Source organism: Streptomyces palmae (assembly GCF_004684805.1).
Lineage (GTDB): Bacteria > Actinomycetota > Actinomycetes > Streptomycetales > Streptomycetaceae > Streptomyces > Streptomyces palmae.
In genome coordinates, this window is record NZ_SRID01000209.1 from 1 (window position 1) to 11,889 (window position 11,889).

At 71.8% G+C, this 11,889-nt stretch carries 9 protein-coding genes and 3 pseudogenes; 4 read left to right on the plus strand and 8 right to left on the minus strand.

Annotated elements, in window-relative coordinates; all coding sequences use genetic code 11:
- The 3 genes from E4099_RS20530 to E4099_RS20540 form a co-directional block, all read right to left on the minus strand.
- Positions 1–1,147, minus strand: a 1,147-nt coding sequence (locus tag E4099_RS20530; RefSeq protein ID WP_167828432.1) for an AfsR/SARP family transcriptional regulator, incomplete at its 3' end; no start/stop codon positions are given.
- A 1-nt stretch (position 1,148) separates the two neighbouring features.
- Positions 1,149–2,441, minus strand: a complete 1,293-nt coding sequence (locus E4099_RS20535; protein WP_135340562.1) for a M18 family aminopeptidase — start codon at positions 2,439–2,441, stop codon at positions 1,149–1,151.
- 283 nt (positions 2,442–2,724) lie between these two features.
- Positions 2,725–4,551 carry an acyl-CoA dehydrogenase gene (locus tag E4099_RS20540; RefSeq protein ID WP_135340563.1) on the minus strand — a complete coding sequence of 609 codons (1,827 nt, stop codon included), beginning with the start codon at positions 4,549–4,551 and terminating at the stop codon, positions 2,725–2,727.
- A 133-nt stretch (positions 4,552–4,684) separates the two neighbouring features.
- Between E4099_RS20540 and E4099_RS20545 the strand changes: the two genes are divergently transcribed.
- A complete protein-coding gene (locus tag E4099_RS20545) occupies positions 4,685–5,164 on the plus strand; it encodes an SseB family protein (RefSeq protein ID WP_135340564.1) in 480 nt (159 codons plus the stop codon).
- Between the two features lie 61 nt (positions 5,165–5,225).
- On the opposite strand, the gene E4099_RS20550 is transcribed toward E4099_RS20545, so the two are convergent.
- Together E4099_RS20550 and E4099_RS20555 are read right to left on the minus strand one after the other, a co-directional pair.
- Positions 5,226–5,855, minus strand: coding sequence for a TetR/AcrR family transcriptional regulator (locus tag E4099_RS20550; protein ID WP_135340565.1), 630 nt, complete (start codon positions 5,853–5,855; stop codon positions 5,226–5,228).
- Positions 5,856–5,898: 43 nt separating this feature from the next.
- Positions 5,899–6,741, minus strand: coding sequence for a class I SAM-dependent methyltransferase (locus tag E4099_RS20555; protein ID WP_135340566.1), 843 nt, complete (start codon positions 6,739–6,741; stop codon positions 5,899–5,901).
- Between the two features lie 319 nt (positions 6,742–7,060).
- Between E4099_RS20555 and E4099_RS20560 the strand changes: the two genes are divergently transcribed.
- Entirely contained in the window at positions 7,061–8,044 is a 984-nt protein-coding gene (locus E4099_RS20560; RefSeq protein WP_135340567.1) for a pirin family protein, read from the plus strand.
- A 321-nt stretch (positions 8,045–8,365) separates the two neighbouring features.
- Here E4099_RS20560 and E4099_RS20565 read toward each other — a convergent pair.
- Positions 8,366–8,523: pseudogene (locus tag E4099_RS20565) on the minus strand (IS5/IS1182 family transposase); the annotation flags it as partial.
- Between the two features lie 107 nt (positions 8,524–8,630).
- On the opposite strand from E4099_RS20565, the pseudogene E4099_RS34360 reads away from it, so the two are divergent.
- A pseudogene (locus tag E4099_RS34360) lies at positions 8,631–8,816 on the plus strand (IS630 family transposase); the annotation flags it as partial.
- Between the two features lie 54 nt (positions 8,817–8,870).
- Positions 8,871–9,734 (plus strand): viomycin phosphotransferase, encoded by an 864-nt coding sequence (gene vph, locus E4099_RS20580; protein WP_135340568.1) that lies wholly within the window; start codon positions 8,871–8,873, stop codon positions 9,732–9,734.
- A gap of 72 nt (positions 9,735–9,806) precedes the next feature.
- On the opposite strand, the pseudogene E4099_RS20585 reads toward vph, so the two are convergent.
- A pseudogene (locus tag E4099_RS20585) lies at positions 9,807–10,254 on the minus strand (IS5 family transposase); the annotation flags it as partial.
- A 197-nt stretch (positions 10,255–10,451) separates the two neighbouring features.
- The coding region (locus E4099_RS33105) for a carbohydrate-binding protein (protein ID WP_167828434.1) at positions 10,452–11,889 on the minus strand (1,438 nt) is incomplete at its 5' end.

The following is an 11,889-nucleotide window of genomic DNA, read 5'->3' on the forward strand; positions in this document are numbered from 1 at the left end:
GCTGGGGCGGGCGCGGGAGGTCGGAGCCGGTGCCGCCGCCATGGTGCTCGGCGGATCCGGCCCCCGGGTACGCGGCACTTGCCTGCTCGGCTCCCGCGGTGCCGTAGCCGGTCCGCGGGTCGGGGATACCGGGCGAGGGGATCCCGCGCCCGGCGGTGTCGGGCCCCTGGTAGGCGCCGAACTGGCCCCCGGCGGACCCGTACTCCCCGGGCCCACCGGGCCCGTTCGGCACGGCGCCGACACCGGGGACGCCGGCGCCGGCCGTGTCGCCCTGGGCGGCCGGGAAGCCCGCGGCCCCCGGGTAGCCGCCGCCCGGGGCGCCCTGGCCCCCGGGGAAGCCGGTGCCGCCCGGCTCGTGGCCGGGCGCGGCGGGCCGCTGGGCCGGCGGCTGGGCGGCGGGCGTGCTGGGCGCGCCGGCCAGGATCCGCTGGTAGGCGCCGCTCAGCCGCTCGCCCGGGTCCACGCCCAACTCGTCGGCGAGCATGCGGCGGGTGCGGTGGTAGCACTCCAGCGCGTCGGACTGCCGTCCGGCGCGGTAGAGCGCCAGCATCAGCGCGGCCACCAGCCCCTCGCGCAGCGGATGGGCCGCGGCGTGCGGGGAGAGCACGGCGGTGGCCCGGTCGTGCTCGCCGAGCGCCCCGTACGCGGTGGCCAGCGCCTCCACGGCGGCCAGCCGCCGCTCTTCCAGGGCGTGTGCCGCGGCGGCGAACGGCGGGGAGGAGACGGTGCCGGTCAGCGCCGGGCCGCGCCACAGCGACAGCGCCTCGCGCAGCAGGTCGACCGCCTGCCCGGGGGCGCTCTCCGGGCGTGCCTGGGCGGCCAGTTCGCTGAACCGGTGGGCGTCCACCAGGGAGGCGGGCAGCCGCAGCAGATAGGCCGAGCCCTGGGTGGTCAGCTCCACGCCGTGCGGTGCCGCACCGCCCTCGGCGAGGGTGGCGCGGAGCTTGGAGACATGACCCTGGATCACGGTACGGGCGTGGGCGGGCGGTTCCTCTTCCCAGACCGAGTCGGTCAACTGGTCCACGGAGACCGTGGTGTTGGGTTGTAGCAGCAGCATGGCCAGCACGCTGCGCCGCTTGGGTGGGCCCAGTGGCAGTTCCCCGCCCTCGGCGGTGACGGTCACCGGGCCCAGCAGCGAAAATCTCACATCAACTCTCCAGGAAGGAGGCGATCGCGGTGGCCAGCAGGTGCGGGTCCTCGGCGCCGCACAGCTCGCGCGCGGAGTGCATGGACAGGATCGCGACGCCGATGTCGACGGTGGTGATGCCGTGACGGGCGGCGGTGATCGGACCGATCGTAGTGCCGCACGGCATGGAGTTGTTGGAGACGAAGCTCTGCCACGGTACGCCGGCGCGCTCGCAGGCCGCGGCGAAGATGGCCCGTCCCCGGCCGTCGGTGGCGTACCGCTGGTTGACGTTGACCTTGAGGATGGGGCCGCCGCCGGCCCGGGGGTGGTGGCCGGGCTCGTGGCGCTCGGCGTAGTTGGGGTGCACCGCGTGGCCGGTGTCGGAGGACAGGCAGACGGTGCCGGCGAAGGACCGGGCCCGGTCCTCGTAGTTCCCTCCGCGCGCGTAGATCGAACGCTCCAGGACGTTGCCGAGCAGCGGGCCCTGGGCGCCGGAGTCGGACTCGCTGCCGTTCTCCTCGTGGTCGAAGGCGGCCAGCACCGGGATGTGGTCGAGGTTGTCGCGGCCGACCACGGCGGTGAGGGCGGCGGTGGCGGCGTGCACGGACAGCAGGTTGTCCATCCGCGGGCCGGCCACCAGCTCGCGGTCCCGGCCGAGGTAGGCGGGCGCGTCCACGCTGTGGGTCATCAGGTCCCAGCCGGTGATGTCGGCGGCGTCCAGCCCGGTCTCCTCGGCGAGGAAGGCGATCAGGTCGCCCTCCGACGGGTCGCCCAGGCCCCAGATCGGCGTCATGTGCCGCTGCTTGTCGAGCTTGAGGCCCTCGGTGGTGACCGAGCGGTCCAGGTGGATGGCGAGCTGCGGCACCCGCAGCAGCGGCCGGTCGATGTTCACCAGCCGCTGTCCGCCGTCGCGCAGGGAGAGCCGCCCGGACAGGCCCAGGTCGCGGTCGAGCCAGGTGTTGAGCAGCGGTCCGCCGTAGATCTCGACGGCGACCTGCCGCCAGCCGTGCCCACCGGTGTCGGGGATCGGTTTGACGCGCAGATTGGGAGAGTCGGTGTGTGCGCCGACAATCCGGTACGGAGTGGACGGTCTGGCGCCCTCGGGCACGTACCAGGCGATGATCGCCCCGCTGCGCAGGACGTACCGTCCTCCGGCGCGGCCGTCCCAGGAGTCGGTCTCCTCGACCTGCTGGAAACCGGCCTTCTCCAGTCGTGCGGCGGTGTTGGCCACCGCGTGGTACGGCGAGGGGCTGGCCGCGAGGAAGGTGAGCAGGTCGTCGGTGTGGCCTCGGTCGAAGCGATACGGAGAGCTCATGACCTCAGGATAAGGAGCGGCCCCCGCCCGCTCGGGGAACTGGTCGGGCCTCGGCGGTAACTGTCCGGGACATGCCCTTGGCCATGGCTGTAAGCCGCTCCCGGAAGCGACCTGGCGCCGCGTTCCCCGGAGGCGGTCCGGTGCCGTTCCCGGGCGGGGCCGGGGCGTGTTCGACGGGACGGCTCGGGCCCGCTCCCGGTGGGGGGAGCGGGCCCGAGCGGCGGACGGCGTGCGGGACGCGGGCCGGGTGCCGGGAGGTGTGGAACCTCTTGTAGGCGGTCTCTTAGAAGGCGGCCTCGTCCAGCTCCATCAGGGACTGGTCCACGTTCTGGGCCAGGCGGCGCTGCAGCGTCACGCTCGGCAGGACCTCCTGGGCGAAGAACTTCGCCGCGGCGATCTTGCCCTGGTAGAACGCCTGGTCCTTCTCGGAGGCCTCGGGCAGCTTGCCGACGGCCACCGCGGCGCCCCGGAGCAGCAGGTAGCCGATGAACACGTCACCGGAGGCGAGCAGCAGGCGGGTGCCGTTGAGGCCGACCTTGTAGATGGACTTGACGTCCTGCTCGGTGGCGGCCAGGTCGGTCAGCATGGCGCCGACGATGGCCTCCAGCTCGACCGCGGCCTTGGCGAGCTGCTCGCGGGCGGCGGCCAGCTCCTCGCCGCCGGAGGCCTCGGCCAGGAACTTCTTGATCTCCTCGGAGATGACGGTCAGCGCCTTGCCCTGGTCGCGGACGATCTTCCGGAAGAAGAAGTCCTGGCCCTGGATGGCGGTGGTGCCCTCGTAGAGGGTGTCGATCTTGGCGTCCCGGATGTACTGCTCCAGCGGGTACTCCTGGAGGTAGCCGGAGCCGCCGATGGTCTGCAGGGACTGCGCCAGCTGCTCGTACGCCTTCTCCGAGCCGTAGCCCTTGACGATCGGCAGCAGCAGGTCGTTGAGGCCGTGGGCGGCGGAGGCGTCCTCGCCGGCCGCGGTCTTGATCTCGATCTCGTCCTGGACGCTGGCGGTGTACAGCACCAGGGCGCGCAGGCCCTCCGCGTACGCCTTCTGCGTCATCAGCGAGCGGCGCACGTCCGGGTGGTGGGTGATGGTGACGCGCGGGGCGGACTTGTCGGTGAAGTTGGCCAGGTCCGGGCCCTGCACGCGCTCCTTGGCGTACTCCAGCGCGTTGAGGTAGCCGGTGGACAGGGTGGCCATGGCCTTCGTGCCGACCATCATCCGGGCGAACTCGATGATCTTGAACATCTGGCGGATGCCCTCGTGCTTCTCGCCGAGCAGCCAGCCCTTGGCCGGCTGGTTGGCGCCGAAGGTCATCTCGCAGGTGTTGGAGGCCTTGAGGCCCATCTTGTGCTCGACGTTGGTGGCGTAGGCGCCGTTGCGCTCGCCGAGCTCGCCGGTCTCCCAGTCGAAGTCGTACTTCGGCACCAGGAACAGCGACAGGCCCTTGGTGCCCGGGCCGGCGCCCTCCGGCCGGGCCAGCACGAAGTGGATGATGTTGTCGGCGACGTCGTGCTCACCGGAGGTGATGAAGCGCTTCACACCCTCGATGTGCCAGGTGCCGTCCTCCTGCTGGATGGCCTTGGTGCGGCCGGCGCCCACGTCCGAGCCGGCGTCCGGCTCGGTGAGCACCATGGTGGAGCCCCACAGCTTCTCGGTCATCAGCCGCGCGATCTTCTGCTGCTCCTCGGTGCCCTCCTCGTGGATCACACCGGCGAAGGCGGGGCCGGAGGCGTACATCCAGATCGGGGTGTTGGCGCCCAGGATCTGCTCGGCGAAGCCCCAGAGCAGGGAGCGCGGGCAGGCGGTGCCGCCGAGGGCCTCCGGCACGCCCAGCCGCCACCACTCGGCGTCCATGAACGCCCGGTAGCTCTGCTTGAACGACTCGGGCAGCGGGGCGGTGTTGGTCTCCGGGTCGAAGACCGGCGGGTTGCGGTCGGCGTCCGCGTAGGACGCCGCCAGCTCGTTCTCCGCGAGACGGGAGATCTCGGAGAGAACGTCCTTGGCGGTCTCCACGTCCATCTCGGCGAACGGGCCGGTGCCGTACACCTTGTCGCGGCCGAGGACCTCGAAGAGGTTGAACTCGATGTCGCGAAGATTCGACTTGTAGTGCCCCATGGCGACGGCTCCGTTATGGCTCGGGAGGCGGGGACCTCTTAGGCATGTCTATCGGTGGTCTTTCATGATGCTACCCGTGGGTAATAAGAGGCAACCCTCCAGCCCTGAACTGTGACTCAGTACGCTTCGGGGCATGTACGGCTACGACCAGAACGCGAGCGCGGGGCAGGGTTACGGGGCGCCGCCGCCCCCGCCGCAGCAACAGGCGCAGCCCCCCGGCGGCTACGCCGAGCAGCCGCTGTACCCCGAGCCGTCACCGCCGTCGCTGGCCGACGCGGTGCGCGCCTTCACCACCGGCTCGATGTCCGCCGAGGACTTCCAGCAGATCTTCGCCACCTCCAAGGTCTACTGCCCGCGCGGTGACAACCCCGGCTTCCTGGCTCTGCACAACACCCAGCAGCCGGTCATCCCGATGTTCACCTCGCTCAAGGAGCTGCGGCGGTACGCGGGCAAGGAGTCCAAGTACTTCGTGATCACCGGGGCCGAGGTCATCGACCTGCTGCCCACCGGCTACGGCTTCGTCCTGGACATGGAGGGCGACCACCGGATGGTCTTCGACGCGAAGGCCGTGGAGCAGATGGTCGACTTCGCGATGCGCCGGATGTACGGCTGAGGGATCGGGCGCGGGGCGGGGCGGATGGTTGGTGGTCCGCCCCGTCGGCTGTGCGGGCGGTTCAGGCGGTGGTGGGGGGTCTGATGCCGTCCAGGACGGTGGTGACCAGGTCGTCCACCGTCTCCGGGGGGAGCGGGGCCGGGGTGCTGCCGCGCAGCATCAGGGAGAGGACGCTCTCGTGGCAGATCCCGATGATCAGCGCGGCGGCGGCGTCCACCCGGGCGTCGGGTGCCAGTCGGCCCAGCTCCCGTTCGGCGCGCAGATAGCCGGTGAGCCGGTCGCGCCACTCGCCGCCCGGCTCGGCCAGCCCGGCGAAACCGGCCAGCACCCCGGGCTGGGCCAGCAGCCCCGCGAAGGCGGGCAGGAGCGCCCGGTGCAGGGCCAGCCCGTGATCCAGGTGGATACGGAGGTTGTCCCGTACGGTGCCGGTGCCCGGCTCGGGCAGCGGGCCCAGCGTGGCCTCGGCGGTCCGCACATGGGCCCGCAGCGCCTGCGCCAGCAGTTCTTCCTTGTCGGCGAAGTGGTTGTAGAGCACCCCGTCGGCCACCCCCGCCGCCCGGGCGATCGCGCGCACGGTCAGTCCGGCGGTGCCCTGCTCGGCGATCAGGCGTTCGGCGGTGTCGATCAGATGCCGGCGCAGGTCCTGCCCGCCGTCCTGGCCTCGCAGCGCCGCGGCTTTTCTCGGTGACATCCTCGGCATCGTAGTGCGGGGCGGGCCGGGCCGGTCGGGACGGTCAGCGCTCCGGGTGCACCGCGGTGACCAGCCAGGCGGTGCTCCGGATACGGACCCCCTCGGGCCCGGTGAACGGCCGCAGCGCCTCGGTGAGGGCCGCCCGGGCGTTCGCGGCCACCTCCGGTCCGACCTGCCTCAGCTGGTGGGCGACCGGCCCGAAGTCGCCGAGGAAGGCCGCCGCGTCCGCCGCGTCCCGGCCCCAGACCTGGTCCGCGCTCACCTCGCGGACGGCGATCCGGCCGAAGCCGGCGGCGGTCAGCACCTCGTCGGTCCGGCCCGGGTCGGCGAAGGAGGTCGGTCCGGTGCCGTCCGGTCCGGTGGGCCAGGGCAGGTGCCTGGCCATCGCGGCGAAGACCTCGCCGAGCTCGGTGCCCGCCAGCCCGGTCATGGCGAGGAAGGCCAGTCGGCCGCCCGGCCGCAGCGCGCGCCGGATGTTGTCGAAGGCGGCGACGGGGTCGGCGAAGAACATGATCCCGAACCGGCTGAGCGCCAGGTCGAAGCCGCCCTCGGGGAAGGCCCGGGTCTGGGCGTCGTCCCGGACGTAGCGCACCCGCGACAGGCCCTCCGCCTCGGTGCGGGCGCGCGCGGTGGCGAGCATCGGGGCGGACAGGTCCACGCCGAGCGCATGGCCCTCGGGGGCGCGCCGGGCGGCCAGCCGGGTCAGCTGTCCGTTGCCGCAGCCGATGTCCAGGATGCGGTCCCGGGCCCCGATTCCGGCGGCGGTCAGCAGGGGCTCGTTGAACCCGCTGTTCACGGCGTCGTACCGGTCCGCGTGGGCGGCCCAGTGCTGCCCCTCGTAGCCGTTCCACGCCTCGGCCTGGTCGGTGTTGACGATGCGGGTCATCGTCGGCCTCCTCTGTCCCTGGTGCCTGGTGTGCTTGCCGGTCGGCGCGGTGTGTGCGGGCGCCGGACACCGCGTCCACGTGCATGGATGCGCGTGAACACACGTCTGTGAACATGCGTTCATGAACGAGTGTTCATCATGGTGCCGGGGCGTCCGGGGTGTCAATGCGCGGGGCTCGCGGTGGGGGGCGAAGGGGGGTGATCCGCCCGGTGGACGGGTTGCCGCAGCCGAGGTTCGGTGGCATGGGGGAACAAACACCCTCTTGCCGATGGTTCACTGTTCAACTAAGTTGAGAGCTGAACGACCCGAGGAGGCCGTCATGCCAGCCGTAACCGTTGAAAACCCGCTGACCCTGCCGCGTGTCAGCGCATCGCCCGAGGCCCAGCAGCGACCGGTGCTCGCCGTCAGCACGGCGCCCGGTGGCTTCGAGGGCGAGGGATTCCCGGTCCGCCGGGCCTTCGCCGGGATCAACTACAAGTACCTCGACCCGTTCATCATGATGGATCAGATGGGCGAGGTGGAGTACTCGCCAGGTGAGGCGAAGGGGACCCCCTGGCACCCCCACCGGGGCTTCGAGACCGTCACGTACATCATCGACGGGATCTTCGACCACCAGGACAGCAACGGCGGTGGTGGGACCATCACCAACGGCGACACCCAGTGGATGACCGCCGGTGGCGGAATCCTCCACATCGAGGCGCCGCCGGAGCACCTCGTCGTGTCCGGAGGGCTCTTCCACGGGGTCCAGCTGTGGGTGAACCTGCCGGCCAAGGACAAGATGATGGCCCCCCGCTACCAGGACATCCGCGGTGGCCAGGTGCAGCTGCTGACCTCGTCGGACGGCGGCGCGCTGCTGCGCGTCATCGCCGGTGAGCTGGACGGGCACCAGGGCCCCGGCGTCACCCACACGCCGATCACCATGCTCCACGCGACGATCGCGCCGGGCGCGGAGGTCACCCTGCCGTGGCGGGAGGACTTCAACGGCCTCGCCTACGTCCTCGCGGGCCGCGGGGCGGTCGGTGCCGAGCGGCGGCCGATCCACCTCGGCCAGACCGCCGTCTTCGGGGCGGGGTCCGCGATCCAGGTCCGCGCGGACGAGACGCAGGACTCCCACACCCCGAACCTGGAGGTCGTCCTCCTCGGCGGACAGCCCATCCGTGAGCCCATGGCCCACTACGGCCCGTTCGTCATGAACACCCGCCAGGAACTCGAGGAGGCCTTCGAGGACTTCAAGAGGGGCCGGTTCGGGACCATCCCGGCCGTGCACGGGATGAGCGAGGAGGGCCCGCAGGACGGGCAGTGAGGACACGCTGCGGCCGCTCCGCCGAGTCCGTGATGCGGATGGTGGGGCCGGCCCCCGGCGGCACCCGCGCCGGTCATCGCGGTTCGCCGTGGCGCGGCTCCTGGTCCGCGAGTGCGCCGATCGTCCGGTAGCCGGACACCTCTCCCGGGTGGGCGAAGTAGCTGCCGCCGCAGGACGGCGGGAGCCTGGCCCTCCCGGGAGCGCCGCGGGTCCGGGAGGGGCGATCTCCCGGGGCCGGGAGCCGGTGGTCGGCACCCATTCCAGCGGCGGACGAGGGGATCGTCCCATCCGGCTTTCCCTGGCCGAGACTGGGGTCACCCCCTCACCGCTGACGTGGTCGGGTCGGGTCCGGGCCGTCCGCCCAACGGGCGGGGAACCCGGATCCGGTCCAGAACCTCGATCATCCGCGGGGCGTCACCCCACTGGCCCGGTGTGACGAGATGGGCCATGGCGGGGCAGCCGCCCTCACTAGTGCTGTGACCGAATAGGTTCGCCGGATTGGTAGTTGGAGCGGTTGGATGGGCGGTGACGTCCATTCCGACCGTTGGAGGTGTGGTGGCCGAGCCTGTGCGGGTGCGCAGACTGCACCCTGGCCAACTCAAACCACCCCAGCCACCCCGCGCAGACCCAGGCCCTACATGCCTATCTGCGCTGGCGCAACGCCAACGCCCGCCATCCCGACATCCTGGCCGCTCAACGCCGAGAAGGAGCCCGCATCCGCAGCGAGAAGAGCATTCGCTGGGGCGGGCGCCCGCTCACTGGCGCGGCCTGACAGCACTTCGTGTACATCGCCTCCGACCCATCGAAGGATCCACAGGTCACACCCGTGAGCATCCGTACGACGCATCGCGCTCTGCTGAGCCGTCTGCTGCCCGACGACAAACCGGACGACCTTGCCGTACGTCAGGGGCAATTCCACATCGTGGTCATTGGCACAGACCGCGTCGTGTGCCTGCCCCGCACCCGGGCAGCGGCCGCCCGGCTGCCCCAGCGGGCGGCCGCACTGGACGCACTCGCCGGCCTCGATCTCGGCTTCCGCACACCTGAGCCGCTGCTCCAGGGCGGCGCCCACGGCACCGACGAGCCACCGTTCCTGGTACTCAGCCGCATTCCTGGCGAACCGCTGGAGACCGACGCCCTCAGCGATGCCCAAGTGGTCGACACCGTGGCGGCGCAGTACGCCACGCTGCTGTCCGACCTGGCCCGTGCCGGCACCGACGAGACCGTACGATCAGTTCTCCCTCAGCCCCCAGAAGGCCAGTGGCGGCGGCTCGCGGAGAACGTGCGCGCGGAGCTGTTCCCGCTCATGTCCGACAGCGGACGCCTACGGGCCGAGCGGGAACTCACAGCACTCGACGGCCTTCCCCACCTCACCCGAGCAGTGGTGCATGGCGACCTCGGTGCCGAAAACGTCCTATGGGAGTGGGCGCACGGCCTGCCGCACCTCTCCGGAGTAATCGACTGGGACGATGTCACACTCAGCGACCCGGCCGAGGACCTCGCAGCCATCGGCGCCAGCTATGGCCCTGAGCTCCTGGAGCGAGTGCTCGCCCTGGGTAGCTGGTCACATCACCGACTCCTTACCCGCATCGCCGCGATCCGCGGCACATTCGCCCTGCAGCAAGCCCTCTACGCAATCCGCGACGGAGACGAAGAAGAACTGGCGGACGGCCTGGCCGACTACCGCTGAGGCACACCGGCACATCCGCATCATCGAGCACTTCACAGCGACAGCAACCCGGTGAACCTATGCGGTCACAGCACCAGCGAGGTGGATCTTGCAGGTCAGGCCGGACCGGGACCGTCCGAGTCCCTCGTCGGGGCGGTGGTGCCGGGGCGTCGTCCTCTTTTCGGGAGCCGCGGCCTGGCATTGTGGGCGCCGGCCGCGTGCTGATGGGCCCGGCAGGACGTCGAATCGACGCCGACCATCGACCAGTCGATCCGTCCGCGAGGTCGGCGTCGGCCTGGACCGCCTGCAGGATCCGGTCCCAGGTGCCGGTCCGCCGACCAGCGGCGATGCCTCTCGCAGACGGCTTCCACGAGCCGTAGCGTTCCGGAAGGTCACGCCACGGGACACCGGTTCCGATCCGGAACAGGATCCCGTTGACCACGGTTCGATGGTCGTTCCACCGGCCGCCCCGCCTGCCCGAAGGCGGCAGGTGCGGCTCCAGAGGAGACCACTCGCGATTCGGCAGATCCCCCCGACCCATGACCGAACCAACGAGCGGCCGGCCGGAAAGTCACATGATCCGCCGGACAGTGCCCAAGGCTGCCGGCCACGGGCGAGGAAAGGCGCGGGCCCCGGCCGCGTGGGCGGCCGGGGCCTTCTGCCGGGCGTCGCACCTGGCCGGGGCGGTGCCGGGTGCTGTTCGCGGGGCGGGAGTCGGTGCGCCGGTACGGCGTTACGTCAGGTGGCCTTGCACTCCACGCGGACCGGGGCCGCGGCGGCGTGCCGGTTGTCCGCGCCGCTGCCCCGGTTGTCCAGGACGACGGAGATCTTGTTGGCCGAGATCGGGAAGGTGCCGGCGGAGACCCACTGGCCCAGGTGGGCGGGCTGGTTGATCTCGAAGCTGCCCACCTTGTTGCTCGACGACTGGGCGAAGTACTTGTAGACGGTGTAGTGGGCCGGAGTGCCGCCGACATACGACAGGTCGCGGACGTTGGGGATGTAGACCTGCACCGAGCAGGTGCCCTTCTCCACCGAGCCGGTGGTGAACTTCCACTGCGCCCAGATGCCGTCCGAGTAGTTAGCGCCGGACATCGGCATGCTGTAGTAGAAGCCGCTGCACCCGTAGCCGGTGGTGCTCCCCCGGCTGCCGCGCCAGCCCTCGTCGCCGTCGGTGTACATGTCCCCGACGGCGAAGCCCGGGGTGTTGCAACCGGGCCCGATCAGATGCGAGTAGGTGACGGGTGCCTGGCCCTGCGCGGGCGGGGCCTTCTTGGTGGGGGAGGTGGGCTGGTCCTGCGCCGGAGCGTCGCTGCCGGTGGTCTTCTTGTCGCTCTCCTTGCCCGGATCCTTCTCCTTCGAGGAGCCGGTCCGGCTGCCGTCCTTTCCGCTGGTGGTGCCGGACTCATGAATGCCGCCCAGGTCGGAGCCGTCGTGCGCGGTGCCGGTGCCACCGGGGCCGCCGCCCTTCCCATGCCGCTGGCGCTCGCCCTTCTCCCCGCCCTTGCCCTTGGCCGGGCCGGTGGCCGCGACGCGCTGCTCGCCGGGGATCAGCCCGTCGCCGGAACCATCGGGGTTCAGCCGACTGCCGGCGGGGCGCTCGGTGGAGGAGTTCTGGGACTTGTGGTCCGGGCCGGAGACCAGGAAGGGCACCCCGACGAGGACCAGCCCGCCCAGCACGGCCGCGGCGATCATCGGCTTCTTGGGGCGGCCCAGCGGCAGCACGGCGGTCCGCCGGCCGGCCGGGGCGGAGTCGGCCGCGGCGGCGAGCCGCGCCTCCGCGGTGGACTCGGCCGCGGTGCGGGTGGCTTGGGCGGCCTCGGCGGCGGTCGCGGTCGCGGCTGCGGCTGCGGTACGGGCCTGGGGGGCGGCGGCGGGAGCGGTGCCGGTGGACGACGTCTTCGCGGGGGCGGCGGTCGCCGGTTCGGTGGCGGCGGTGGTCTCCGCGGAGGTGGGGGTGGTGCTTCCGGTGGTGGTCTCGGCCGGGGTGGTGGGGGTGGTCTTTCCGGTCGTGGTGCCAGCGGTGGCCGGGGTGGTCTTCCCCGTGGCGGTGTCGCCGGTGGCGGGGGTGGTCGCGGTGGCTGTCCCGGTCCCGCTCTTGGCGGACGCGGCCTTTCCGGCCACCGCGGTCGCGGGCTGTGCGGCGGCGGTCTCGGCGGTCTCCGAGGACTGGGGGGCC